Source organism: Streptantibioticus parmotrematis, from assembly GCF_019890615.1.
GTDB lineage: Bacteria > Actinomycetota > Actinomycetes > Streptomycetales > Streptomycetaceae > Streptantibioticus_D > Streptantibioticus_D parmotrematis.
In genome coordinates this window covers 38,125-62,861 of record NZ_JAINVZ010000011.1, presented here as the reverse complement: position 1 = coordinate 62,861, position 24,737 = coordinate 38,125, and the positions used below count along the sequence as shown (strand labels likewise).

Below are 24,737 nucleotides of genomic sequence, written 5' to 3'. Positions count from 1 at the left end.
GTCGGCCCGTTCACTCTGTCTGCTCTGTCCGCTCCCGAGTGGTGTCGCTGACCTCGACTGATGGCGCCCAGCGGGGGATCGGGCCGGCGCCCGAGGGAATGCGCAGGCTCTTGCTGTAGCCGAATTCGCGCAGCGTCTCGTGTGCGTGCTCGCGGCCGTAACCACTCGCGCCGATGCCACCGAAGGGGGTGCCGATGAACGCGCGGTGGTAGTGGTTGACGAACACCATTCCGCACTCGATGGCCCGGCTCACCCGCATCGCACGCTCGGCGTCAGCGGTGAACACGCCCGCAACCAGACCGAATTCGGTGTCGTTGGCGATCCGTACCGCCTCGTCCTCGTCGTCGAACGGGATCAGGGCGACCACCGGGCCGAAGATCTCCTCCTTCGCGACGCGCATGTCCGGGCGCACCCCGGTCAACAGCGTCGGACGCACGTAGTGGCCATCGGCCAGGCGCGGGTCGTCGGGCAGTTCGGCCTGCGCCGCGATCGTGGCGCCCTCGGCCACACCGACGTCGAGGTAGTCGAGTACCCGGCGCCGCTGCTGAGCGGTGACCAGCGGACCGACGTGCGTACCCGGGTCCGCGCCGTCCCCGACCCTCAGCCGCCGCACCGCGGCACCGACACGTTCGGCCACCCGCGGGTAGACGCCCGACTGCACCAGCACCCGGGAGGCCGCCGTGCACGCCTCGCCCTGGTTGAACCAGCCGCCCTCGACGATCCATGGGATCGCCGAGTCGAGGTCGGCGTCGTCGAAGACGACCAGCGGGTTCTTGCCGCCCAACTCCATCAGTGCCGGCGTGAGGTGGTCGGCGGCGGTCCGCAACACCGCGGTGCCGGTGGCCGGGGCACCGGTGAACGAGATCTTCCTGACCAGCGGATGCCCGGCCAGCAGCGCGCCGACCTGCCCGCGGCCCGGCAGCACGTGCACCACGTCGTCGGGCAGTACCGACTGCGCGATCTCGATCACCTTCAGCACCGAGAGCGGCGCCTGCTCCGGCGGCTTGAGCACGACGGCGTTGCCGACCGCGAGCGCGGGGGCGAGCTTGCCCGCCGTGTGGATCGGCGGCCAGTTGAACGGCACGATCGCGGCGATCACGCCGTACGGCTCCAGCGTCGTGACGTCCAGCAGCGGACCGCTGTCCCGTACCGCGCCGGGCATGGCCGCGGTCAGCCCGGCGAACAACTCGAAGATCGCGATCGCGGCTTCGACGTCGAACTGGCGGGCCTGGCTGAACGGTTTGCCGTTGTCGCTCGTCTCCAGCCGGGCGATCTCGTCGGCGTGCTCCCGGACGGCGTCGGCGATGGCGCGCAGGTACCTCCCGCGCTCGTGCGGTGTGCGCGCCTTCCACGCCAGGTGCCCCTGGTACGCGGCACGCACCGCGGCGTCGACTTCCTTCTCCCCTGCTCCCTGGAGGGTGGCGATCGGCGATCCGGTGGCTGGGTCGTCGACGGTGAAGCGGTCGGCCTCGTCGTCGGAGGACCAGCGGTAGCGGGTGATGGGGGGATCGGTGAACGCGGTCACAACGTGCCTCCTTAGGAGAAGAGTTGACGGGCCATCAGGAGTGGCTCAAGGCAGGCGACTTACGAGGCTCGAAGCCTGGCGGGCGCCAAGCCCAGCCGTACGGCGTTGCCTCCCGCGACGGCCGTGATCGTGGCGTCGTCCAGCCCGGCGGCGTACAGCCGGGCCAACGGGTCGGTGTCACCCATGTCGAACGGGTGGTCCGAGCCGAGCAGTACGTGTCCGGGCCCGGCCAGCCGGATCAACCGGGCGAGCGCCTCCGGGTCGTGGACCAGCGAGTCGAAGCACAGCCGTGGCACGTAGCTGCTGGGCCGGTGTTCGGTCGACCGGGCCTCGGGCCGGTGCGCCCAGGCGTGATCGGCCCGGCCCAGCATGCCCGGCAGGTAGCCTCCGCCGTGGGCGGCGACCAGCCGCAGACCGGGGAACCGGTCCAGGACGCCGCCGACGATGACATGGGACAGCGCCACCGCGTGCTCGACGGGCTGCCCAACGCTGTTGGACAGGTACCAGCGGGCCAGTCGCTCGTCGAGCGTGCATCCCCACGGGTGCAGGAACACCACCGCCCCCAGCTCCACGGCACGTTGCCACAGCGCGTCGTAGCGGCGGTCGGACAACTCCAGGGGGTCGCCGCCCCCGGGGCCGGGAGCGTGGGAGGAGATCGCTACACCGCGCAGGTCGTGGCGGAGCACCGCGTCCTCCAGTGCGGTGACGGCCAGTTCGGGGAACTGCTGCGGTACGACCCCGAACCCGGTCAGCCGGTCCGGGCGCGCCGCGCAGTGGGCGGCCACGGAGTCGTGGGTCAACCGGACCAGTTCGGCGGCCAGTTCGGGGTCGGCGATCCAGTGGTGGAACTGGGTCGGGGTGATCGAGACGACCTGGGCGCCGATGCCGGCGGTGTCCATCGCGGCGAGCCTGGCCTCGACGTCGACGAGCAGGGTGATCCGGTCGCGCAGACGCGCGGCCCCGACGGCGGCGGACTCGGATCCGGCGCGGTGGGCCTCCAGGGCCAGGTGCTCGGCGTGCCCCGGCCGTCCCGCGACCAGGGTGTCGATCTCGTTCGCCCACAGGTGCGCGTGGACGTCGACGGTGTGGACGTGCGCGTGGACGCCGACGGTGCCGATGTCGAGGTGTCCCATCGCTTCCTCCGTGGTGCCGCGCGGTGGTGGTGCTCGCGCGATCGCGTAGGTCCCGCAGGCGGGCAGGCGGGCAGCCGAGCGGCCGAGCAGTTGTGGTGCCGTGCTGCCGTGGCGTTCGGCGTCGCATTCAAGGATTGCCGCTGCCGACACCGCAAAGGAAGCCAATCTTCGGCATGACGTGCATAGACGACGTCAATGGCATGGCCCGGGGCGACGACGCCTCAGGGCGTGGAGATCTCCCGGAGGCGGGCGCGCAGCCAGCGGTGTCCGGGATCGTCGTCGTGCACGGGATGCCACCAGAACGCCTCGACCAGCGGGACGACGTCGAAGGGGCAGTCGAGGACCCGGAAGGCGGGGTCGGCGGCGACCAGGGCCGCCACCTTCTCCTGGAGCAGGGCCACCGCGCCGGAACCCCGCACGAGTTGCGGAACGACGAGGAAGGACTCGGCCACCGCGACCACTCGTGGGATCACCCCGAGCAACTCCATCTGCCGCCAGGCCGGGGCGCGCCCCAGCCGGTCAGCGAACGTCGCGATCCACGGCAGCACCCGCAGGTCCTCCATCGTGAGGCGTTCGCCCACCGCCGCGTTGTCCGCGGCGACCACGCAGACCCAGCGATCGGTGTGCAGGTCGATGGAGCGGGGCAGGTCCAGGTAGCCGTGCGGCATGAACACGCCGTCGACCGTGCGCAGGTACTCGTCGTCGTGACCGATCGAGCGCGTGGTGACGGGAACGAACCGCACGCAGGCGTTCGGCGCCTCGGCCGCCACCCTGGCCACCAGCCGGCCACCGACCGTACCGACTCCGTGGTCCGACGAGACGACGGTGAACGTCCGGCGGCTCGTCCCCGGGGTGAATTCCGCCTCGGCGGCGAACACCCGGTCCACCGCGACCACCGCGGTGGCCGCCAGCGGAAGCAACTGCTCGGCGAAGCGCGTCAGCCGGTAGGTGTTGCCGGAACGAGTCAGCAACTCGTCCCCGAACTGCCGGCGAAGCCGCGCCAACGCACTCGACAGTGTCGGCTGACTCCGCCCGAGCCGCCGAGCGGCCCCGGTAACGCTGCGCTCGGTCAACAGCGCGTGCAGGGCTTGTAGTTGAGTGGACTCCAGCCCCGCGCAGAGCAACGCGTCCCGCCCCGCCACCGCGCCCGTGACGCCGCCACCCCGACCGTCCCCGGGCCCCCGTGGCGGTCCACCACCCGTGGGGCTCATCCCGTCCTCGCTCATGTCCACCTCCAACGGACGGCCTATCACGGACGGTTGACGTATACGTCCGGGCGGCGCGCTCGCGAGACGGAGGGGGGCGACCGCGGGTCCGGAGCGCGGGTCGCGGAGCCTCGCCCCTGCGTGGTGTCCGCTCGTCAGTCGGTCAAGGGGAATCGTCGCGGCATCCAATCCGCGAGCTCCGCGTTGCCGAATCAGCTGTAGAGGCAGCCGGGTCGGCCGGCGTGCCGGGGCCGGGAGGCGACGTCGTGATCGTCCTTGTTCTGATCGGGCTGCTGGGCGGTCTGATCACGGCGGTGTCGCCGTGCGTTCTGCCCGTTCTGCCCGTGGTGTTCCTCGCGGGCGGTCCTGGCGCCGCGACCGGTGCGAAGGCGCAGGCGGACCCGGAAGGCGACTCCGGGCACGATGACCCGAGCGGTCGGCGCAACCGGCGCCCGTACGCCGTGGTCGCCGGGCTCGTCGTCAGCTTCAGTTTCTTCACGCTCGCCGGGACCACGATCATCAGCGCGCTCGGTCTGCCCGACGGCATCCTGCGCTACGTCGGCCTGGCGATGCTCGTCCTGCTCGGCCTCGGTCTGGTCTTCCCACCCCTGGAGCGGCTGCTGGAGAGGCCGTTCGCCCGGCTGCCGCAGCGCCGCGTGAACAAGGAAGGCTCCGCCTTCGCCCTGGGACTCGGGCTCGGGCTGCTCTACGTGCCGTGCGCGGGACCCGTGCTGGCCGCGATCACCGTGGCGGGTGCGCAAGGCCGGATCAGCACGCGCATCGTCGCCCTCACGGTCGCGTTCGCCGTGGGCACCGCCGTTCCGCTGCTCGTCTTCGCGCTGGCCGGCCGCGGTGTCGCCCGCCGCGTCGGGGCGTTCCGCCGCCGGGCACGCGTCTTCCGCGTCGCGGGCGGCGCGGTGATGATCGTGCTGGCCTGCGCGCTGGCGTTCAACCTGACCGATGTCCTCCAGCGGGCCCTGCCGGACTACACCGCGGCCGCCCAGAACAAGGTCGAGGACAGCCAGGCCGCCCGCCAGCAGCTCTCCGGCCTCACCGACAACTCCAACAAACTGCTCTCCCGGTGCGAGGACGGTGTCGACCAGCTGCGTGACTGCGGGCCCGCCCCGGCGTTCGCGGGCATCTCGCAGTGGCTCAACACGCCCGGCGGCCGGCCCCTGAGCATCAAGGAGTTGCACGGCAAGGTGGTCCTGGTCGACTTCTGGACCTACTCGTGCATCAACTGCCAGCGGGCCCTGCCGAACGTCGAGGCGTGGGACCGCGCCTACCGCGCGGACGGGCTCCAGGTCATCGGTGTGCACAGCCCGGAGTTCACGTTCGAGAAGAGCGCCTCCAACGTCGCCGACGCGGTGAGGAAGCTCGGCGTGCACTACCCGGTCGCCCTCGACAACCAGCTCACCACCTGGAACAACTACCGCAACCAGTACTGGCCCGCGCAGTACCTCATCGACTCCGACGGAACCGTGCGCTACCTCACCTTCGGCGAAGGCCGCTACAGCCAGACCGAGGACCTCATCCGCACCCTGCTCCAGCAGGCGCATCCGCACCTGTCGCTGCCGCCGAAGACCACCTCGCACTACACCCCCGTGCCCACGGACACCACACCGGAGACCTACCTCAGCACCCAGCGCATCGACCGCTACGTGGGCACACCCCTGGTCGAGGCCAGGCCCGAGCGGTACCACGCTCCCGCACGGCTCCCGTCAGGCGGAATCTCGCTCAACGGCACCTGGACCACCACCTACGAGGACTTCACCGCCGGTCCCGGCGCCCGCATCGACCTCAGCTTCCAGGCCGCCAAGGTCTACCTCGTCCTCGGCGGCCACGGCCCCGTGAAAGTCCTGCTCGACGGCCGCCTCCTGCGCACCGTCCAGGTCTCCGGCGCTCCCACCCTGTACACCCTCGCCGACCTCGGCGGTCCTCACCACGGCCTGCTCCAGGTCGAGCCGGCGCAGGGCGTCCAGGCGTACGACTTCACCTTCGGGTGACTCCACCCGGCCGGGGCCGCCGGGGCGACAGGGCCACCGGCTTCAGGGGCTGCTTCCCCGTGGCCCCGGTGGACGCTTCCCGCCCGGCCGCGTCGAGGCGGGCGAAGAGCACGATGTTGTCGAGGTAGGCGTGCCGCGCGGCCGACCAGCCGGTGCAGGTGATCAGACGGAGTTCGGGGTCGGGGGCGTCGTCGTAGACGGCGTGGGACGGGAAGCCGTCCTTGGGGTAGACCCCCTCGTCGTCGATCGTGAAACGCGCGGTGGTTCCGTCGGTCCTTCGTACCTCGACCCTCATGCCCACCCGGGCGGCGCCGAGGCCGTAGAAGGCGGCGGGGCCCGAGGCGGAGTCGACGTGGCCGGCGATGACGGAGGTGCCGCGTTCCCCCGGGGTGACGGTGGCCGTGGCCCAGCCCGCGCGGCGGGGGTCGGACGGCAGGGTCACCTGGCCGCTCGGGGAGAGGGCCAGGGCTGAGACAGCGGTGCGCAGGCCGATGGCGGGGATGGCGACGCTGACAGGCGCGGAGCGCGGCAGGCCTGCTCGCGGTACGGGGGCCTGAGGCCGTGGACGGGCGTGCGCGCCGCCCGGCGGTGTCGGTGGGGGTGGCGTCTGGAGTCCCCAGGCCGCGCCCAGGGTGACGAGTGCGACGAGGGCGCCGACGACGGCCCCCACGGTCCAGGGACCGCGGGGGCCGCCCCGTCGGTGACGCGCGCGGTTGCGCTTGATCACGTCGGGTCTCCTGTTCGCCGGGTCAGGCCCGGTGGCCCTTGCGGCGGCGGATGACCAGCGCACCCGCGGTGGCGGCGAGCACCAGGCCACCGGTCGCGAGCAACGCGGGGTGCTGGAGCGCCTGGGCGCCGCCCTCACCGGCTGCGACCGATCCGCTGACCTGGGCGGCGTGGCCCTGCGTCGTGCCGGGCAGGGTCTGGAACCACAGGAAGATGTTGGTGGGGATCGGTTTGGTCACGCCCGCCTCGGGGTCGGCGGCGAGCCTGTTGACCGTCGCCATGTCCTTGCCCTGCTCGATCTTGGCGAACGACGCCGGGCTGGTCACGCCGACGACGTAGACGGGCCACCACTCGGGGCGGTTGTCGTTGCGGTCGGTGATGATGTGGTCGTGACCGGGCAGCATCGCGTTCTTCAGCGCGGACGCGGGCTTGCCGAGAGCGGCCGCCAGCCGTGACAGGTCGGCCGTCATGGGGTGGTCGACGCACGGTTCGCCGCTCGGGCACTGGAGGTTCGCCGGGCCGGGCGCGAACAGCGGCACGGGGATGAACAGCGGGTCGGTGAACCGCTCCGAGGTGGTGCCCGGCGGGACGTGGTTGAACTTGGCTCCCGCCTCGCACTGGTTGGGGGCGCCGGAGGCGACCGACGGGTCGCAGTAGAAGTTCTGGGTGTACAGGAACTGGGTGGTCCGCCCGTCGTACCAGCCGTCCGTGACACCGATGTTGCGGCAGAGGTCCTGCGGTTCGCCGGTGGTGCACAGGTGCTTCAGCGGCTGGACGGTGTGCTCGCCGGTCGGGGCGGGCCCGAATCCGGAACCTGAGGAGCCGCCCATGCCGTCCGCCAGAGCCAGTCCTCCAATCGCGACGACTGCCAGCGTGGTGGCAGCGGTCGCGGCCGCGGCGCGAGAGAGGTGACTGCGTATGCCTGTACGCATCGTGAGGAGTCCTTCCGCCCGGGCACAGCGGCGCCGCCGCACCGTGCTTCCGGGGATAGCCGGTCACCCGACTGTGAGTTGCGCGGGTGATCTCGTCGTCACCTGTTTACGGGGAGTGCTCGCTCCCCGCCCCCGCTGGTGCGCGAGACGGGTGAACCGGCCTTCGCCGCCTGCTGATCGGCGACCGGCCCCGCCGTAGGCCGTCGGAGTGAATCTGTCGCTGGGCGGTGCCCGGGGCCAATCCTCCTGGCCGCCCGCGCCGAATGCGCGGTGACCGGCGGGCTTCCAGCCGGTCACCGCAGGGCCCGTGGCCCGCACCGGTGCCGCCGCGCCGGTTCGGGCCACGGCAGCGTGACGGTCCAGGGGACGCGGCGGTTCGGGCCACGGCAGCCTGACGGCCCGCGGGGCGCGGCGGTGGTGCCGGTCGGCGCGGGCGCGGAGGTAGCGGGGCGTAGGGCCGGACGCCGCTCGGGCCGGGTCGGCTGTCCGTATTTCCTCCGATTCGCCCCCATCCATGACACGTGACGGCATCGAATGCACGGTATGAGGCGGAGGGCCGCGCGTCCGCCCGGACCCACGAGCGGTGCGGGACGAGCGGACCGCCCGGCCCCCGAAATCGGCAGAAGGAGGTGCACGATCATGGCAACACGGGCCAAGCGCTCGGCAGCGGTCGCCGCTGCCGGTGTGATGCTGGCCGGTGGCGCCGCACTGACCACCGCGACGGAGGCGACAGCCGCCCCCGCCCCCACCAGCACGGTCAGCATGCAGCATCACCGCGTGTGGCATCCCGGCCACTGGACGAAGCTCTGGCACCCGGGCCACTGGACCTCCCAGTGGCACAGCGGCCACTGGGATCACCACCATCACTGGCGGCACGGCTACTGGCACCGGGTGTGGCACCCCGGCTACTGGCAGCACGAGTGGCACAAGGGCTACTGGTCCTGAGTCCTGAGCCGTAACCGGCGAAGCCGCTGGGCGGGCCGCTCGGCAGGAGCGGCCCGCCCAGCGATGTGGCGCTGCGGGACGCCCTCGGGTGCGGCGGCAATGCCGTTCCGACGCGGCCAACGGCCGCGGAGGTGACGCCACGTTCACCGGGGCGGGGCTGTCGGTGCCGTCACCCACCCACGTGCGCCGTGGCGCCGAATCCCATGGGAGACGTGTGAGGAGGTGAGAGCCATGGCGGTCGTCTCCCCGCGGCCCGGGCCGAGGCTCGGCCGCGGCGTCGTCCGTCGGTTGCCCGCGTCGGACCGGGCACCGGCCGCGGCGCGGCGTGTCGTCGCGGAACGGCTCCGCGTCTGGCGCCTGGAACGCCTCGTCGGCGACGTGGCCCTCATCGTCAGTGAGCTGGTGACCAACGCCCGGGTGCACGGCGTGGGATCGGTGACCCTGCGGATGGAGTTCACGGTCGGCACCCGCGGTCCCGCGTGTGTGCACGTGGAAGTGCACGACTTCGGCATGGGACCGCGAACGCGGGACGCGGCGGAGCCGGATGGGGGAGGGGCGGACCGGGACGTCGAACACGGCCGCGGGTTGCCGCTGGTCGCCGGGATCGCGGACCGCTGGGGTGTCAGGAACAGCGCGCGTGGGAAGGGCTGCACGGTGTGGGCGGACCGCTTCGTCGCATCCTGATTCCCGCCGTGGCAATGCGGATGACCACGGCCGCGGCGCGGGGCGGCGGGACGAAGGACCCGCGTCCCGGCGTCAGGTGGTGGCGAGTTTCCCCAACTCCCGAATGAGGGTGTCGACGGACTGGAAGGTGGCCCCGAGAAGCGCCACGTGCTTCCACCGCAGGCGACCGTCGGGGCCGGCGAGGAAGACGGCGCGGCGCAGGCCGATGCCCGGCGCGGCGACGCCGAACGCACGGGCGGCCTGGCGGTCGGGATCTGCCAGCAGAGGGATGCGCAGCCCGTACTTGCGGGCGAACGCCTCGTGGCTGTCGACGTCTTGAGGGCTGACGCCCCAGACCGTCGCGTCGAGTTCGGCGAACTGCTCCAGCCCCGAGGAGTAGGCACACATCTGCTTGGTGCAGACACTGGTGTCGTCCCCGGGGTAGAAGGCGAGCACGGTGGGCCGCCCCGCGGTCCGCGAAAGGGTGTAGTCGCGCCGTATGAACGTCGTTCCGTCCCAGACCCCACCGGCGAGGGTGATGTCGGGAAGCTGACTGCCGATCTGCGCTGCGCCGGGCATGGCCGTCCTCCGTCGTCGTAGGGTCACAACGGTCTCACGGGAGCTGGGTGGTGACAGAGGAGCGCCACATCCCCCTGGAACCGGCGGGACCACCTTCGCTCCGTCGGCCATTCGGAGCCGAGGGCGGGGCGGATGGGTCCGACGCTTGTCCTTGCGGCCTTTCCGGGCACCAACGTGGCTGTCCGCCTCCCGACGCCCGCGCCCGCCGCCACGAGCGGCACCGGAACAACAGGGAGACGCGGCAGCCGACCGCTCATAGCCCCCACGGGCGCTGGGAACGTCCATGGCCGGCGAGCGGAAGGCTGCGGGAGCCCTTGGCGGGCTCAGTCGTCGTACGCCTTGGTGACGACGAACCTGGTTCCGGCGAGTGGAGCACCGACACTCGTCTTGGCCCACTCGGTGAGTTGCTGCGGCTCCTGATCGAGCCGGTTCAACAGATCTGCGAGCTCATCAGCGTCTGGGGCCGTGGGTTGCTCGCAGCGAATCATGCTGCTCCCTGTCGCGGAGCTGTAGTCGTCAGCGTCTTCCTCGCTGGGATCATCGGGCTCCCAGCGGCCGATCTCGATCTCCCAGGTGTCGGCGCTGCTGTCTCCCGGCTGCGGCGCGTGAACTGACAGATAGTAGCGATCAGCGTCGAATGGCTCAGCGAAGATCTCAGGGTAGGTGTGATCCACGTGTCCTCTCACCCCGGAGCAGCGAGAGAAGGCGGTGGCCAGTACTCGCATGTCTGCGACTGCCTTCACGCGTTCCTTCGAGGTGACCCCCTTTTCGAGGCTGTCCAATTGCCTGCGAGCCCTATCGCTCAACACGCCCGTGCCACCGTCGTGCACCACAAACGGATGGTCGACGTCCCACAGACGCTGGCTCTCCGTGTCAGGGAGGAAGCCTCCCTCTGGGTCTTCGGCGACTGCTTCGAACAGCCCTCTTGCCTCCGCTTCCAATTCCGCGTTCACCGCGATTCGAACCGGCTCGGGCACCGCGAGCAAAGCGTCGTCCAAGTTGGCCAGCGCCTGGTGGAGTTCAAGACAGACGTACTCGTACCACAAACTGTGGGTGCCACTGAGGAGTTCGGCACGAGAACCCCGATCGGTCAGCGCGACAAGGTGCTTAGTCGGATAGTCCTCCACGCTGCCGTTGCGCCGGTCGTAGACGCTCAGAGGGACAGTGGCGAGGGCGGAGACCCGGTTGAACGCGTCGGTGATCGGCTTCGCGAGGGCGGAGTCACCGACGCTCGTCACAGTCGCGGAGACAACCCCCTCCGGCCCCTGGTAAGTCGCCAGGATCTGGGTCTTCCCGCGGTTCGCGTGCTGAGAGTAAATGGTCACAGGAGCACCTTTCGGCCAACGGCCTATGACGGCTGGATGGCCATGGAGGGTGTATGGAGGAGGCGGTGGCGAGGGTGTCTTCCGACGCTCCATGCCTTTGAAGTGACTGGCGGTGGCTCAGGTCCTGTCCCGAGCTCCGTGCCTATTCGCATCTTAGACGCCACCCGGATGCGTAACAACCTGATCCACCAACGTGGTCACTCCAGACACCTGGATAAGCTGTTGGTGGGATGGTCAGTGGCGAGACCGGCCCCGCAGAGGTCTGTGGGTCGGAGCGATGGGCTGCAAGGGGGTCTGGAGAGCTATCAGCCCGACGCAGAGCGAATTCGGAGTCGGACCACGCCGCGTCGGTGGCGGCCGTAGTGACAAGGACCGACAGTCCGTTCAACGATTAAGCGGGCGAGGACTTGAAACCGCGAGGACGCGCACTGAACTCGACATCGCAGCTCGACCATGACCGTCATACGGTTCTCGGCCTTGTATCTCGTGGACATCGAACAGCTCTGCTTGCCCTGGTCTTGGTGGAATCCCCTTGAGACCAGCCCATCAGCCCCCTCGACCGGCTGAGTCAACCATCGCCTCAGCTCCTCGAGGTGCGTGACGCGAGCAGGGGGATGGAGGCGATCTTCTGTGCGTCCAGGTGTTCCCATATCAGTCCGGACGGCCGATGTGGCGATGAGCAGTTGATGACCTCCTTTGGCGTCACGACCACGTCGACGCCGACGTCGTGCTCCGTCGCCGGGAGTTCCTCGTCAACGACCTGTAGCTCGTCCACGGTAGTGACGACGACAGTGTCCTCTCCGATGAGCCCGGCCTCAGTGAGGAACGCGAACTCCAGATCGGAGTACCCGGCCCCCTTACCGATGCGCACCCCGGCCCGGTTCACCGCGACGCTGCCGAGCACCACCATGTCCACCGGCCGGAGTGCGTCCACGCCCACCTTCGGGGCGATGTCGGCGGCCACTCGGCTGGAGGCGGCTTCGGCCGGAGGGACGGTGAGAACCGAAGGGTCGAGCAGGTAGAAGGGATGCGGGTCGGCGAGCTTGGGTACGGCCATGAACACCGTCTTGCCCTCGGACAGTGCGAGCGCGCGCACGGGAAGCTGAGCCTTGTCCGGCACCGCCTTGATGACCTGGGCGCCCCTCCAGGCGGACAGTTCACCGAGTCTGGCGGCGGCGGCCTCCGCGCCCCTGAAGTTCGGGATGCGGCCGTGCGCGGTGACGTCATGAACGGCGTCGGCAGCATCCAGGGCGTCCCATACCCGCTCACGAACTTGCTGCTTCTCACGGTCCACGTCCCTGAGCATCCGATCCCCCCTCATGCGGCCTCCATCAACGCCAGCAGGCGATCTTGGGCCTCCTGCACCGCGTTCTCACCTCGCCAGGGACGCAGTTCCCGAGCGGCGCGGAAGACGACGTTCATCCCACCACCTCCGCGGGTTCCTCGGAGTTCGTCAACGGCTTCGTTGAACACGGCGAGGGCGGCATCGAGGTCGCCTTGGCGGATCGCGGTCAGGGCGAGGTTACCCAGGACGATCGCGAGTGACTTGCGGCGGCCCTGCATCCGTGACGCGGTCTCTTCCAAGAATCGCTGCGCCTTGCCGTAGTCGCCGAGAGACAAGTAGCAGGAGCCGGCCAGGCGCCCAAAATGCGTCGGGGTGAACAGCTCGTGAGCCGCGTCGGCTCCATCAGACCGCTCGAGGTGCTTCTCGGCACCGAGCAGGGCGCGCTCGCACTCGCTGTGTTCGCCAAGGAAGGCATGCGCCTCGGCTGCGTGCAGCAGAGCGAGACCCGTCAGGGCGTGACTCGTCCCTCGGGTGGTCAGCGCGGCTTGGAGAGCGAGTTCGAGGCCCTGCCGGTGGTCGTTCGCTCCGTACAAGGCGACGTAGCAAGTACGCAGCAGCGCGTGTCCTTCGGTTGCGGGATCGCGCAGGTGGCGTGCTACTTCCAGACTCTGCGCGTAGTAGGCGCGCGCGGTCTCGTGGTCGCGACGATGAGACGCGTCCCACACCAACTGCCCCATGAGCGTTGCCGCATCGGCTTGAAGGGCACGCAGCTCGCGCTGCACTCGGCCGGCCGGAGCTTCATCGGCCAGGAGAGCTACCTGGTTGAGTTGCTGTCCCGCGTCTGCGAGGAGCGTGGCCGAGGGGACGGCGTCGTAGCGATCCGTCAGGTTGTCCATCTCGGAACGCAGCTCAGCGGCCACGACCAGGTCGGCCTGGGAAGGGTGCCGCAGCGCATGGCTGACGCGCTCTGTCTGGCCGGACGGAGTCTCGGGCGTCGCCCTCAGCAACTCTTCCAATTCCTCGGAACCCACTCGAAGGAGTCGGGCCAAGCGGGGCCGCAGGAACGGGAGAGGGCTCGACTCGCCCGACTCCCAGCGCCGAACCGTGGAGCGCTCAACGCCGAGAGCCTCAGCAAGGGATTCCTGCGTGAACCCCAGGGCACGGCGGTGTCGCACAAGTGCGTGCCTCTTCACCGCCATGGGTCAGCTCTCCCCGGTCGTCCGTAGCCTCCATGGAACACCGGCCTTCCAGGTCGCGACCTGGTGTGCCCCATTAGTGCCCCGTCCTTGCCCCAATTCTGCTCTGGTTCCGACTGCTGAGAAGCGGTTCTGTGAACTTCACCGGCAGACCACGCCGCTCGACGCGGCACTTCTGCCAACGAACTTAAGGAGAGCCGTTGCTGAGGTTCTACGCGGTGGATCCGGGCCCGAAGCCAGGCCGCCGAGCCTCGAAGCTGACATGTGCGCCCAGCGCCCCGTGGTTCGGCAGCGCCGCTCCGGCGGGGATGAGGGGAGGGCGCGTGGACGGCCAGAGTGAACGCCAGTTCAAACGTACGCCCGCCTCGGTCGGCAAAGCGCGCGCTTTCGTCCAGGCCGCGCTTCCCATCGAGCAGGCCCGTCATCGGATCGACGACATCGTGCTCTGCGTGTCCGAGCTGGCCACCAACGCGGTAGAGCACGGTACCCCTGCCGGGCACCTCTTCTTCGTACGAGTGATCTTCAACGAGACGCTGTTATGTGTCGAAGTGCACGACGCGGACAACGGCCGGCTCTGCCTGAAGTCGCCTTCGGACGAGGATCTGTCCGGGCGGGGTCTCTTCCTCGTTGACGCTCTTTCCGATGGCTGGGGCATCATGCCCCGCGATGGTCTCGGCAAAGTCGTCTGGGCTGAATTCAAGCTTCCCACCACACGGGCGCTCTCATGATGATGCCCGAATTACGACTGAGACGGCTGCCCGATGCGGAGGTCGTGTTCCGTCCGACTCGCCGGGATGTGGATCCCGTTACCGGTCAGCCAGATGCGCAAGCCGTCTGGAACCGCCATGATTGGGGGCTCGGTGAGTGCTGGCTCTGGTGTGGCCGAGCCCGGATCGGGGTGACATGGATCGGCCCCGTCCGGTCCAGCGGAATGCATGCCGACATGTACGCGTGCCGCACCTGCCTCTACCAGCTCGATCAGCGCGTACTGCTCACGAACCGCCGTCGTGACCGTACGATCCTGGGCCATCACCCGACGGACGAACAGGGGCAACCATGGCAACGCTGATCATCGATCACCCGGCATGGACCACGCACGACGACGGCACCACCACACGCGCGGTTCTGGCCAACGGTGCTGTCTGGCAAGCTCGTTGGTCCGGAGCCGATCTTGAGCTGCATGCACTCGAAGGGTCCGGACCCGAACCTCGAGTGGACCGGACGCCGGCCGACCAACTGCCTGCGAGCGCCCCCGCCGCGCTACGGACTGCCCTCAGCGGCCTGAAGCGCGTCGTGCGGCTGCCGAATCCGGACCTGTGGGACGCGATCACCACGGCCGTCCTGCGGCAGGTCGTACGGGCCGCGCAGGCCCGCGCCCTGTACCAACGCTGGTGCGCCGCCTACGGCACCCGCGACACCGCACTCGGCCCGGTCGCCCTCGCTCCGTCCCCGAAGACGGTGCTCGGTCTGTCCGACGACGCCTTCCGCGAGGTCGGTGCGGCGTTCCACCGCACTGCTCTGCAAGCCGCCGCTGCGGCTTACGAGCAGCACGCCGACGAGTGGCGGTCGCTCGACCCGGACGACCTCGTGAAGGCGCTGGACGACATCCCGCGTGTGGGCCCCTGGACGGCGTCGGCCGCCACCGCCGATTTCACCGGCGACTTCTCCGTCTACCCGCACGGCGACCTGGCCGTACGCACCTGGGCACACCGAGCGGCACCCGCCGCCGCTCTGCCCGACGCCGAGCGCCAGTTCGCCGTCACCTGGCAGCGCTACGCGCCCGACCGGTACCACCTGCACGCCCTCACTCTGTTCACTCTCGCCTGGGGGACACATGCCCGTACAGCCGAGCACAACGGAGCACCAGCCGACCGCACTTGATCTGATCTCCGGCGTCGACCGCAACCGCGCCCTCGACGCCCTGTTCGTCAACGCCCCGCTGCGCGACTACTCCCTGCGCCCACGCGTGAACGACTACACCCTCCCGGTTCTGGGCCTCGGATACATCGCCACGTACGCGGCTCACGCAGGATTCAACGTCGGCGTGCTCGATGCCGAAGCGCACGGCCTCGGCATCGACCAGACCGTCGCCGCCGTGAACGCCGCCAGGCCCCGGTGGGTCGGCATGAACCTCCTGGCATCCACGTACGAGTTGTCGGCCCGAATCGCGGTCGGCCTCGACCCCGGCATCTCCCTGATGGTCGGCGGTCACCACGCCAAGGCGATGCCGCAGCGCGTCCTCGAAGATCCCCGCATGGCCAACCTGACCGCGTTGGTCCTCGGCGAGGGCGAGACTCGCGTCACCGCCCTCCTCGACGACGCCGAGCGCCGCAAAGAGCTTCCCGGCGTGATGTGGCGCGACCGCCTGCTCGGCACGAACGGTGCCGGTATCGCGCGAGGCAAGGACACCGCGAAGTGGCTGGCACCCAACGTCAACGAGCTTCCGTTCGTCGACCGCGTATACCTGCCGCAAGACCCGTACCTCGCCGACGACGGCCGTACCGAGGCGAACATCGTCGGGTCGCGCGGATGCCCGTACGACTGCGGATTCTGCGGCGCCGCCGTATCCGCCAACCCCGACATCACGATCCGCACCCGGGAGCCCGCGAACATCATCGACGAACTCGACAGCGTGCACGACGAGTTCGGAACAACCGCCTTCCGCTTCGTCGACGACCTCTTCCTCGGCGCCGCCCGAATCATCCGCCCGGCCATGGAAGCCTTCACCGCCCACAGCATCGGCGACCACTACGCCTGGGACGCCACCGGTCGGATCAACGTCCTGTACCGCGCCGACGACGCCTTGCTCGACACCCTGGCCCGCAACGGCTTACGGGAAGTCGCTCTCGGCATCGAATCCGGCAGTGACCGCGTCCTCGTCGCGATGGACAAGCGCATCACCGCCGACATGACCGAGACCGTCACCCGCCGCCTCCTCGAACGCGGGATCAACGTCAAGGGGTACTTCATCCTCGGCTACCCAGGTGAGCGACCTGACGACCTCAAGGCCACCGTGCGCCACATCCACACCCTGTGGAAGCTCTCCGACACCCTGCCGGGCGCCTTCAGGGCCTCTGTCTTCGAGTTCCGCCCCTACCCCGGCACCCCGATATGGCAGCAGCTCATCGCCGCAGGCCACGCCCCCGACACGCTGCTCGCCTACGGCGACGTGGACCTGACCGACCACGGTGCCGACGAATCCCTGCGCGACCGCGATGAGTTCAACTTCTCCGTCGGCATCCAGTTCGGTGACGTCCCACTGCCCGGCATCCGTGCCGCACTGGCCGCCCTCGCTCGTGAACAGTTCGCCCGAACGCACCCTGGGGAGGCGACGGTATGACCTCCGGCTGCTTCGTCACCCTCGACGGACCCGGAGGCGTCGGGAAGTCGACCACGCTCAACGCCGTCTGCGAGTCATTGCGTCGCGCCGGCACTCCCGTTCGTGCCACCACCGAGCCCTCTACCAGTGCCCTCGGACAGTTCACCCGGGCGCACGCCGATCAGATCAAGGGGCACGCCCTCGCATGCCTCGTCGCGGCCGACCGGTACGAGCACATACGCGACGAAATCCGGCCCCAACTCGACCGCGGCAACACCGTCGTCTGCGACCGCTACCTGGCCTCGACCCTCGTCGTACAGCAACTCGACGGTGTACCTGAGCAGTTCTTGCTCGATCTGAACGCCGACATCCTGCTGCCCGACCTCGCGGTGATCCTCACCGCCGACGCGTCAGCCATCCGGCAGCGCCTGTCGCAACGCGGCGCGCATCACCGATTCGAGCGCGACCCCGACGTCCCCGCGCGCGAGGCCGCTCTCTACCGCCGGGCCGAGCGGACCGTGCTCGGACTTGGTGTACCCGTGCTCGTGATCGACACCACCAACACCACCCCATCGGCTACAGCCGAGCGGATCGCATCCGAGCTGCGTGCCCTCACGGGTAACGTCGCCTCCGGCCCGACCGACCCCGCAGCAGCACCTTGAGCCCGCCGCGCGCCCAACAGACCGGAGCACCACAGATGCAGCAAATGCAAGAGACCTGGGACACCGTCGAGCGGCTGGTCGAGTGGCTCGACACCGAAACAGAGCTCTCGCCCGACACGGCCCGCTTGCTGCGCGTACTGAAGATCACCGAAGAGGCGGGGGAAGTCGCCGAAGCGGTACACGGGGCCACCCTCGCCAACCCGCGCAAGGGCGCCAGCCACACCTGGGACGATGTCCAGACCGAACTGTGCGACGTCATCCTTACCAGCATGGTCGCTCTCCAGACCATCACCCCGGACGCGGCCAAGGTCTTCGAAGAGCGCCTCGCCCACGTGGCCGAGCGGTCCCTCAACCGCTGAACCGCCAGGTACCTCCTAAAAGGGCTCTTGGCCCGTTGGCGATTTTGGTCCGGTCATCACGCCGAGCGGCTCACTTGGGGCGCGCAGAGGGCACGGTGAACTCTGAGAGGTCTAGGTAGCAAAAAAGCCCCAAACCACTGGCTTGAGGCTTTCATTCGGAGCGGGTGACGGGAATCGAACCCGCGCTCTGAGCTTGGGAAGCTCATGTTCTACCATTAAACTACACCCGCGTAAGACAGGCTTTCGCTGTCCCAGCGTCGCTCACTGTACCCCATCGTCCGCCCCCGGTGTATTCGTCACGGGGTGCTTGCGGGGCGTGGGGTGGTTCATCCCCTAATGTGGCCTTCGTCCGTGCCGGGTCTCAGGGGAATCTCAGGGGAAGAGGGACGACGATGGAACGTACCGTCGTGCGGTGTGCCGAAGGTCATCTGTTCAGGACCAGCACCTTCCCCTTGCAGAATCTCGGCGCCGACCGCATCGGTCCCGGGCGGCTCATCCGGTGCCCGCAGTGCGGGCGGCTGCGTCACGCCGTGCCCGTCGAGGCGGTGCGGGAGGGCCGGGGGTAGTCCACGCCACCGGGAGCGGTCCGTGCCACGTATCCTCGTGGCGTGCTTCTCTCAGACAAGGACATCCGGGCCCAGATCGACGCCGGGCGGGTGCGTATCGACCCGTTCGACGAGTCGATGATCCAGCCGTCGAGCATCGACGTACGACTCGACCGGTTCTTCCGGGTGTTCGAGAACCACCGCTACCCGCACATCGACCCGGCCGTCGAGCAGCCCGACCTGACGCGGCTGGTCGAGCCGGAGGGGGACGACGCGTTCATCCTTCACCCGGGTGAATTCGTGCTCGCGTCCACGTACGAAGTGATCACGCTGCCCGACGACGTCGCCTCCCGGCTGGAGGGGAAGTCCTCGCTGGGGCGGCTCGGACTGCTCACGCACTCCACCGCGGGCTTCATCGACCCCGGGTTCTCCGGGCACGTCACCCTCGAACTGTCCAACGTCGCCACCCTGCCGATCAAGCTCTGGCCGGGCATGAAGATCGGGCAGCTGTGCCTCTTCCGGCTCACCTCCGCGGCCGAATTCCCTTACGGCAGCGGCAAGTACGGGTCGCGTTACCAGGGACAGCGCGGGCCCACGCCCTCGCGCTCCTTCCAGAACTTCCACCGGACGCGCGTGTGAGCACGCCCGCCGCCCCCGACGGCCAGGGTACGGAGGACACCGGCGCCGCGCCCGAACGCGAGACGCTGACCTACCCCCTCTTCGGCACCGCCGTCCGCGAACTGGCGCAGTCCATCGCCGACGACGGCTTCGAGCCCGACATCATCCTGTCCATCGCCCGCGGCGGCCTCTTCGTCGCCGGCGCGCTCGGCTACGCGCTCGACGTGAAGAACTTGCACGTCATGAATGTCGCCTTTTACACCGGGGTGGGGACCACACTGGACATGCCTGTTGTGCTTCCTCCAGTGCCCAACGCGATCGACCTGCGCGAGAAGAAGGTCCTCGTCGCCGACGACGTCGCCGACACCGGACGGACGCTCAAGCTCGTGCACGACTTCTGCGCCGGAAACGTCGCCGACGTGCGCTGCGCGGTGATCTACGAGAAGCCGCAGTCGCTCGTGCGGTGCGACTACGTCTGGAAGCACACCGACCGCTGGATCAACTTCCCCTGGAGCACGCTGCCTCCGGTCGTACGCCGCGGCGGTCAGGTCCTCGACGCCTGACCCCGCGACCGGTCCGGTCCTCGATGGCTGACCCCGCGACCGGTCCGGTTACAGCGTCGGTAGTTTGAACAGAACCAGCAGCGCTACCAGTTGGATCGACGCCGCGCCCAGTGCCTTCGGCCACGGCAGGTCGTGGGACTTGCTCACCATCGACGTCAGCAGCGCCGCGCACGCCAGCCAGGTCAGCCAGCCCAGCACCTGGACGAAGCCGTTGGCGCCGCCCAGGAAGACGGCGAACAGCAGGCGCGGGGCGTCGGTGAGCGACGTGATCAGCATCGACAGGCCGATCGTCGGTGCCCAGCCGCCGTCGCCGCCGAACTGACGGGCCAGGGTGTGCGTCACCGCGCCCATCATCAGGCCGCTGACGACCACCGCGACCGCCGTGCACAGCACCCACGGCACGCTCTGCGAGGTGCTGGAGCTGAGGATGTCCTGGCGGGCGGAGTCGAAGCCGAAGACCGCGATCAGCCCGTAGACGAACGTGACCAGCAGCGCGGGGCCCCACACCTGGTAGTCGCGCATCTGCCAGAACGTGCGGCCGGGGCGCATCACGATGCCGCTCAGCAGGTCGCGCCAGTGCAGACGCGGGCCCGAGGGCGGGCCGCTCGGCGTGCCCGCGCGGTACGTCGCCGGGTTGCCGCCCTCGCCGGGGGCGCCACCGTAAGGACCGCCCGCGTACGGGCCGTCCGCGTAACCGGTGTCGGCGTACGGTCCGTTGTCCGCGTACGTCTCGTCGCCGTAGGAGCCGTACTGGCCCCCGCCGTACGGCCCGTTGCCGTAACCGCCGTACGGGTCCTCGCCGTTGACCGCGAAGGACTGGGTGTGGCCCGGGGCGTCGTCGCGGGTACGGCCGTACGACGTGGGCTCGCCGAAGTACTCCGGGCGGCCCGTCGGGGGCTGCGCGGGGGGCTGCTGCCACTGCGGAGCGCCGCCCGGCTGGGGGCGGGGCGCCCGCTGCGGGGGCTGCTGGGCGGCTCGGCCGCGTCCGATCCTGAATCCTGCCACCCCACGAACGTACCCGTAACGGGCGGACGGCGATGCCGGGGGCCTGATCGGCGGGCGGGTTTGCTGCGAAGCTGTGACACGTGCCCGACGCCTTCGAAGCACCAGACGCCACCGAAGTCCCGGCCGCCCCGGCCCCCGCCGAAGACACCTCCGCCGACGGCTCCGCCACCGGATCACGGCATGTCCCGCAACCGGGTGACGCCGTCCCCCAGGAGGCGGTGGCCGCGCGGCGGTCGGTCTTCGTGGTCTTCCTGTGCTTCGGCGCGGTCTACGCGAACTGGGTGCCGCGCGTTCCGCAGATCAAGCACGCGCTCGGGCTGAGCGACAGCGGCCTGGGCGTGGCGCTGCTGGGGGCGCCGGTGGGGACGGTGTGCGCGGTGCGGCTGGCGTCCTGGGCGGTCGGACGCTGGGGGAGCCGCCGGGTCACGCGGTGCGGCGCGGTCGTGCTGAGCGCGGTGCTGCCGCTGGTCGCGGTCGCGTGGAACGCCGTGACGCTGACCACCGCACTGCTGCTCCTGGGCGCCGCACTCGGACTCACGGACGTGGCCATGAACGCCCAGGGCGTCGCCGTCGAACGCGCCCTGCGCCGCCCCGTGATGTCGGGCCTGCACGGCGCGTACAGCCTGGGCGGTCTGCTCGGCGCCCTGCTCGGTTCGACGGCGGCGCACCTGGACGTCGCCCCGCTCACGCACTTCACCGTGATCGCGGTCGTGAGCGCCGCGACGGTGTGGTGCGGATCCCGGCGGCTGCTCCCCGCGGACGAGCCGAGCCCGGCCTCCCCCGGCACTCCACCGACCGCCGCCGTGGCGAAGGCGAACGCGAAGGCGAGGGCGGACACGAAAGCGAACGCGAAGGCCCGCCCCGCCCGCTGGCCCCTGGCCGTCCTCCTCCTCGGCCTGATCGGCCTGTGCTCCTTCACCGGCGAAGGCGCGGTCGAGGACTGGAGCGCGGTCTACCTGCGCGACGGCCTGCACGCCGCCGCCGGCACGGCGGGCCTGGGCTTCGCGGGGTGCTCGGCGGCGATGACCGTCGTACGACTCGCCGGGGACCGCCTGGTCGCCCGCTTCGGCCCGGTCGCGGTGCTGCGCACGGGCGCGCTGGTCGCCGCGTCCGGTCTCGGCGCGGGCCTGGCGCTGCCGTCGCTGATCGCGTCCACGGGCGCCGCCCAGCCCGCCGCGATCGCGGGCTTCACGCTGTTCGGCGCGGGTGTGGCGCTCGTGGCCCCGGTGACGTTCAGCGCGGCGGGCAACCTTCCCGGGACCCCGTCCGCCTCCGCCATCTCCCGCGTCACCGGCATCGGCTACCTGGGCTTCCTGGCGGGCCCCCCGGTGATCGGCTTCACCGCCCAGGCGGCGGGCCTGCGCGGCGCCCTGGCGATCCCGGCGGCCCTGGCGGCCGCGATAGCCCTCCTGGCAGCAACGGTCCGCCCCCGGCGCGGGACGAGCGCGCGGGCGCCGGAGGCGTAGCCGCCTCGGGCGCCGAGGGCGCAGCGGCCGGCTCCCACCGCAGGCCCATCCCCCCCACCCACACACCGACGGCCGGTGCCCCCCCGACCCGGGGCACCGGCCGTCTGCCGGGGTGGGCGCGGGCGCCCTTCGCTACTTCGCCGGTTCCGGCTCGGGCTCCGGTGCGCTGGAGGGCTCCGGCTCGCCCGTGCCGTCCTTCGGGGTCTTGACCGAGTCCAGCAGGAGCTGGGCGACGTCCACGACCTGGATGGACTCCTTGGCCGCTCCGTCGTTCTTCTTGCCGTTGACCGAGTCGGTCAGCATGACCAGGCAGAACGGGCAGGCGGTGGAGACGATGTCCGGGTTCAGGGACAGCGCCTCGTCGACGCGCTCGTTGTTGATGCGCTTGCCGATGCGCTCCTCCATCCACATCCGCGCGCCGCCCGCGCCGCAGCAGAAGCCGCGCTCCTTGTGGCGGTGCATCTCCTCGTTGCGCAGTCCCGGCACCTTCGCGATGATCTCGCGCGGCGGCGTGTAGACCTTGTTGTGGCGGCCCAGGTAGCACGGGTCGTGGTAGGTGATGAGGCCCTCGACGGGGGTCACCGGCACCAGCTTGCCCTCGTCCACCAGGTGCTGGAGCAGCTGGGTGTGGTGGATGACCTCGTAGTGGCCGCCGAGCTGCGGGTACTCGTTGGCGATCGTGTTGAAGCAGTGCGGGCAGGTCGCGACGATCTTCTTCTTCGACGCGGGCTTCCTCGTCGACTCGTCCTCGTCGTCTTCGCCGAACGCCATGTTCAGCGTCGCGACGTTCTCCGCGCCCAGCTGCTGGAAGAGGAACTCGTTGCCCAGGCGGCGGGCGGAGTCACCGGTGCAGTTCTCCTCGCCGCCCATGATCGCGAACTTCACGCCCGCGATGTCCAGCAGCTCGGCGAAGGCCTTGGTGGTCTTCTTCGCCCGGTCCTCCAGCGCGCCCGCGCAGCCGACCCAGTACAGGTACTCGACCTCGGTCAGGTCCTCGATGTCCTCGCCGACGATCGGGACCTCGAAGTCGACCTCCTTGACCCACGCGAGGCGCTGCTTCTTCGGCAGGCCCCACGGGTTGCCCTTCTTCTCCAGGTTCTTGAGCATCGTGCCCGCCTCGGACGGGAACGCGGACTCGATCATCACCTGGTAGCGGCGCATGTCGACGATGTGGTCGACGTGCTCGATGTCCACCGGGCACTGCTCGACGCAGGCGCCGCACGTGGTGCACGACCACAGCACGTCGGGGTCGATGACGCCGTTCTCTTCCGCGGTGCCGATCAGCGGGCGCTCGGCCTCGGCCAGCGCGGCCGCCGGGACGCCGGCGAGCTGCTCCTCGGTGCCCTTCTCCTCGCCCTCCGCGTCCTTGCCGCCGCCGGCCAGCAGGTACGGGGCCTTGGCGTGCGCGTGGTCGCGCAGCGACATGATCAGCAGCTTCGGCGAGAGCGGCTTGCCGGTGTTCCAGGCCGGGCACTGCGACTGGCAGCGGCCGCACTCGGTGCAGGTGGAGAAGTCGAGGATGCCCTTCCAGGAGAAGTGCTCGATCTGGGAGACGCCGAACTGGTCGTCCTCGCCCGGGTCCTCGAAGTCGATCGGCTTTCCGCCGGAGACCATCGGCTGCAACGCGCCCAGCGCCACGTCGCCGTCCGCCTCGCGCTTGAACCAGATGTTGGGGAAGGCGAGGAAGCGGTGCCAGGCGACGCCCATGTCGGTCTTGAGCGAGACCGTGATCATCCAGATGAACGAGGTCGCGATCTTGACCGTGGCGAAGAGGTAGACGAGGTTCTGCAGCGTCGCGGTGGACAGCCCCCGGAAGGCGACCACCAGCGGGTACGACAGGAAGTACGTCGCCTCGTAGTGGGTCGCGCCGTGCAGCACGCCGTCGAGGCCGTGCAGCGAGTAGATGCAGATGCCGATGATCAGGATGACGTACTCGACGAAGTACGCCTGGCCGAAGTTGGAGCCCGCGAAGCGCGACTTGCGGCCCGGGCGGCGCGGGTGGCTCAGCTGGCGGATGACCATCAGCGTGAGGATGCCGAGGGTGGTCATCACGCCGACGAAGTCCACGAAGATGCCGTAGATCGTCCAGTCGCCGATGACCGGCAGCAGCCAGTCCGCCTTGAACAGCTGGCCGAAGGCGTTGACCAGGGTGAGCACCAGGGTGAAGAAGCCGACCGCGACGAACCAGTGGGCGACGCCCACCACGCCCCAGCGGTTCATCCGCGTGTGGCCGAGGAACTCCTTGGCGACGGTGACGGTACGCGCGACCGGCTCGTCGGTGCGGGTGCCGGCGGGGACGTCCTGGCCCAGCCGGGTGAACCGGTAGATCCGGGCGATGGCTCGGCCGAACAACGCCACGCCGACCGCGGCGAGTACCAGCGACACGATGATCGCGGCGAGTTGCATGGAGGGGCTCCTCGTACCTGCGCGGACGTTGTGCCAGCGGTAGCGCCCGTGCTGCTCGCTACGGCGGGGAACGACGTTCTTACTAAGCGGTAACTTACGTGGTCTTCCGAGACTACCCGCTAAACACCGCCCCATACAGCCGCCCGGCCGGTGATCTGCATCGCTGAGGCGACCCTGAGTGATCATGCCCGACGGGCTCGGAACCCGGCCGTCCGCGCGCCCGTGGCCCTCGCGCCCGCCCGCCGACAGGCTCCGGCGCCCCTCGCGCCCACCC

23 protein-coding genes and 1 tRNA gene are annotated in these 24,737 nt (G+C 69.9%); 12 read left to right on the top strand and 12 right to left on the bottom strand.

Features of this window, described 5'->3' with window-relative positions; translation table 11 throughout:
• Positions 1–10: 10 nt before the first annotated feature.
• The 3 genes from K7472_RS17385 to K7472_RS17375 form a co-directional block, all read right to left on the bottom strand.
• A complete protein-coding gene (locus K7472_RS17385; protein WP_222979018.1) occupies positions 11–1,525 on the bottom strand; it encodes an aldehyde dehydrogenase family protein in 1,515 nt (504 codons plus the stop codon).
• 59 nt (positions 1,526–1,584) lie between these two features.
• The gene (locus K7472_RS17380; RefSeq protein WP_222979291.1) at positions 1,585–2,658 is read right to left on the bottom strand and encodes an amidohydrolase family protein; all 1,074 of its coding nucleotides are present in this window, start codon (positions 2,656–2,658) and stop codon (positions 1,585–1,587) included.
• A gap of 221 nt (positions 2,659–2,879) precedes the next feature.
• A complete protein-coding gene (locus K7472_RS17375; RefSeq protein WP_308013968.1) occupies positions 2,880–3,800 on the bottom strand; it encodes a LysR family transcriptional regulator in 921 nt (306 codons plus the stop codon).
• A gap of 329 nt (positions 3,801–4,129) precedes the next feature.
• On the opposite strand from K7472_RS17375, the gene K7472_RS17370 reads away from it, so the two are divergent.
• Complete coding sequence (locus K7472_RS17370) at positions 4,130–5,869, top strand: cytochrome c biogenesis protein DipZ (protein ID WP_222979016.1); 1,740 nt, start codon at positions 4,130–4,132, stop codon at positions 5,867–5,869.
• Here K7472_RS17370 and K7472_RS32685 read toward each other — a convergent pair.
• A complete protein-coding gene (locus K7472_RS32685) occupies positions 5,856–6,596 on the bottom strand; it encodes a sortase domain-containing protein (protein WP_222979013.1) in 741 nt (246 codons plus the stop codon). The genes K7472_RS17370 and K7472_RS32685 overlap by 14 nt on opposite strands.
• Positions 6,597–6,618: 22 nt before the next feature.
• Positions 6,619–7,527, bottom strand: a complete 909-nt coding sequence (locus K7472_RS17360) for a hypothetical protein (RefSeq protein ID WP_222979011.1) — start codon at positions 7,525–7,527, stop codon at positions 6,619–6,621.
• A 639-nt stretch (positions 7,528–8,166) separates the two neighbouring features.
• Between K7472_RS17360 and K7472_RS17355 the strand changes: the two genes are divergently transcribed.
• On the top strand, positions 8,167–8,472 hold the full coding sequence (locus K7472_RS17355) for a hypothetical protein (RefSeq protein WP_222979009.1): 306 nt from the start codon (positions 8,167–8,169) through the stop codon (positions 8,470–8,472).
• Between the two features lie 231 nt (positions 8,473–8,703).
• Complete coding sequence (locus K7472_RS17350; RefSeq protein ID WP_222979007.1) at positions 8,704–9,156, top strand: ATP-binding protein; 453 nt, start codon at positions 8,704–8,706, stop codon at positions 9,154–9,156.
• A gap of 72 nt (positions 9,157–9,228) precedes the next feature.
• Here K7472_RS17350 and K7472_RS17345 read toward each other — a convergent pair whose 3' ends face one another.
• The 4 genes from K7472_RS17345 to K7472_RS17330 all read right to left on the bottom strand — a co-directional run bounded on the left by K7472_RS17345 (position 9,229) and on the right by K7472_RS17330 (position 13,523).
• Positions 9,229–9,714, bottom strand: coding sequence for a peroxiredoxin (locus tag K7472_RS17345; RefSeq protein WP_222979005.1), 486 nt, complete (start codon positions 9,712–9,714; stop codon positions 9,229–9,231).
• A gap of 323 nt (positions 9,715–10,037) precedes the next feature.
• Positions 10,038–11,039 carry a hypothetical protein gene (locus tag K7472_RS17340; protein ID WP_222979002.1) on the bottom strand — a complete coding sequence of 334 codons (1,002 nt, stop codon included), beginning with the start codon at positions 11,037–11,039 and terminating at the stop codon, positions 10,038–10,040.
• 580 nt (positions 11,040–11,619) lie between these two features.
• Complete coding sequence (locus K7472_RS17335) at positions 11,620–12,345, bottom strand: 5-formyltetrahydrofolate cyclo-ligase (protein ID WP_222979289.1); 726 nt, start codon at positions 12,343–12,345, stop codon at positions 11,620–11,622.
• 11 nt (positions 12,346–12,356) lie between these two features.
• Positions 12,357–13,523 carry a helix-turn-helix transcriptional regulator gene (locus K7472_RS17330; RefSeq protein ID WP_222979000.1) on the bottom strand — a complete coding sequence of 389 codons (1,167 nt, stop codon included), beginning with the start codon at positions 13,521–13,523 and terminating at the stop codon, positions 12,357–12,359.
• A 320-nt stretch (positions 13,524–13,843) separates the two neighbouring features.
• On the opposite strand from K7472_RS17330, the gene K7472_RS17325 reads away from it, so the two are divergent.
• The 5 genes from K7472_RS17325 to K7472_RS17305 all read left to right on the top strand — a co-directional run bounded on the left by K7472_RS17325 (position 13,844) and on the right by K7472_RS17305 (position 17,860).
• A complete protein-coding gene (locus tag K7472_RS17325) occupies positions 13,844–14,248 on the top strand; it encodes an ATP-binding protein (protein ID WP_308013956.1) in 405 nt (134 codons plus the stop codon).
• A gap of 484 nt (positions 14,249–14,732) precedes the next feature.
• The gene (locus K7472_RS17320; RefSeq protein WP_308013955.1) at positions 14,733–15,401 is read left to right on the top strand and encodes a DNA glycosylase family protein; all 669 of its coding nucleotides are present in this window, start codon (positions 14,733–14,735) and stop codon (positions 15,399–15,401) included.
• A complete protein-coding gene (locus K7472_RS17315) occupies positions 15,355–16,860 on the top strand; it encodes a B12-binding domain-containing radical SAM protein (protein WP_222978994.1) in 1,506 nt (501 codons plus the stop codon). Before K7472_RS17320 ends, K7472_RS17315 begins: the two co-directional genes overlap by 47 nt.
• Positions 16,857–17,501 (top strand): dTMP kinase, encoded by a 645-nt coding sequence (gene tmk, locus K7472_RS17310; protein ID WP_222978993.1) that lies wholly within the window; start codon positions 16,857–16,859, stop codon positions 17,499–17,501. Before K7472_RS17315 ends, tmk begins: the two co-directional genes overlap by 4 nt.
• A gap of 44 nt (positions 17,502–17,545) precedes the next feature.
• Positions 17,546–17,860, top strand: coding sequence for a MazG-like family protein (locus K7472_RS17305; protein WP_222979287.1), 315 nt, complete (start codon positions 17,546–17,548; stop codon positions 17,858–17,860).
• Between the two features lie 159 nt (positions 17,861–18,019).
• Here the strand turns inward: K7472_RS17305 and K7472_RS17300 are convergent.
• Positions 18,020–18,090: transfer RNA gene (locus K7472_RS17300), tRNA-Gly, on the bottom strand.
• Positions 18,091–18,252: 162 nt separating this feature from the next.
• Here K7472_RS17300 and K7472_RS17295 point away from each other — a divergent pair.
• Genes K7472_RS17295 through K7472_RS17285 form a run of 3 tightly spaced genes read left to right on the top strand, consistent with a single transcriptional unit; the run spans position 18,253 to position 19,586 of the window.
• A complete protein-coding gene (locus K7472_RS17295; RefSeq protein WP_222978992.1) occupies positions 18,253–18,426 on the top strand; it encodes a hypothetical protein in 174 nt (57 codons plus the stop codon).
• A 42-nt stretch (positions 18,427–18,468) separates the two neighbouring features.
• Entirely contained in the window at positions 18,469–19,044 is a 576-nt protein-coding gene (dcd, locus tag K7472_RS17290; protein ID WP_109448964.1) for a dCTP deaminase, read from the top strand.
• Positions 19,041–19,586: a phosphoribosyltransferase gene (locus K7472_RS17285; RefSeq protein ID WP_222978990.1), complete on the top strand. Its 546-nt coding sequence runs from the start codon at positions 19,041–19,043 to the stop codon at positions 19,584–19,586. The genes dcd and K7472_RS17285 overlap by 4 nt, the downstream gene beginning before the upstream one ends.
• Positions 19,587–19,634: 48 nt before the next feature.
• On the opposite strand, the gene K7472_RS17280 is transcribed toward K7472_RS17285, so the two are convergent.
• Positions 19,635–20,591 carry a Yip1 family protein gene (locus K7472_RS17280; RefSeq protein WP_222978988.1) on the bottom strand — a complete coding sequence of 319 codons (957 nt, stop codon included), beginning with the start codon at positions 20,589–20,591 and terminating at the stop codon, positions 19,635–19,637.
• Positions 20,592–20,671: 80 nt separating this feature from the next.
• Between K7472_RS17280 and K7472_RS17275 the strand changes: the two genes are divergently transcribed.
• Positions 20,672–22,057, top strand: coding sequence for an MFS transporter (locus K7472_RS17275; RefSeq protein WP_222978986.1), 1,386 nt, complete (start codon positions 20,672–20,674; stop codon positions 22,055–22,057).
• Between the two features lie 132 nt (positions 22,058–22,189).
• Here K7472_RS17275 and K7472_RS17270 read toward each other — a convergent pair whose 3' ends face one another.
• Entirely contained in the window at positions 22,190–24,463 is a 2,274-nt protein-coding gene (locus K7472_RS17270; RefSeq protein ID WP_222978985.1) for a (Fe-S)-binding protein, read from the bottom strand.
• Positions 24,464–24,737 lie beyond the last annotated feature (274 nt).

What these genes read in the sequence shown, in the direction of transcription:
- K7472_RS17335 (WP_222979289.1), bottom strand. Translation starts at nt 12,345, where the DNA reads ATGCTCAGGGACGTGGACCGTGAGAAGCAGCAAGTTCGTGAGCGGGTA.
- tmk (WP_222978993.1), top strand. Translation starts at nt 16,857, where the DNA reads ATGACCTCCGGCTGCTTCGTCACCCTCGACGGACCCGGAGGCGTCGGG.
- K7472_RS17295 (WP_222978992.1), top strand. Translation starts at nt 18,253, where the DNA reads ATGGAACGTACCGTCGTGCGGTGTGCCGAAGGTCATCTGTTCAGGACC.
- K7472_RS17350 (WP_222979007.1), top strand. Translation starts at nt 8,704, where the DNA reads ATGGCGGTCGTCTCCCCGCGGCCCGGGCCGAGGCTCGGCCGCGGCGTC.
- K7472_RS17380 (WP_222979291.1), bottom strand. Translation starts at nt 2,658, where the DNA reads ATGGGACACCTCGACATCGGCACCGTCGGCGTCCACGCGCACGTCCAC.
- K7472_RS17330 (WP_222979000.1), bottom strand. Translation starts at nt 13,523, where the DNA reads ATGGCGGTGAAGAGGCACGCACTTGTGCGACACCGCCGTGCCCTGGGG.
- K7472_RS17305 (WP_222979287.1), top strand. Translation starts at nt 17,546, where the DNA reads ATGCAAGAGACCTGGGACACCGTCGAGCGGCTGGTCGAGTGGCTCGAC.
- K7472_RS17355 (WP_222979009.1), top strand. Translation starts at nt 8,167, where the DNA reads ATGGCAACACGGGCCAAGCGCTCGGCAGCGGTCGCCGCTGCCGGTGTG.
- K7472_RS17345 (WP_222979005.1), bottom strand. Translation starts at nt 9,714, where the DNA reads ATGCCCGGCGCAGCGCAGATCGGCAGTCAGCTTCCCGACATCACCCTC.
- K7472_RS17360 (WP_222979011.1), bottom strand. Translation starts at nt 7,527, where the DNA reads ATGCGTACAGGCATACGCAGTCACCTCTCTCGCGCCGCGGCCGCGACC.
- K7472_RS17315 (WP_222978994.1), top strand. Translation starts at nt 15,355, where the DNA reads ATGCCCGTACAGCCGAGCACAACGGAGCACCAGCCGACCGCACTTGAT.
- K7472_RS17270 (WP_222978985.1), bottom strand. Translation starts at nt 24,463, where the DNA reads ATGCAACTCGCCGCGATCATCGTGTCGCTGGTACTCGCCGCGGTCGGC.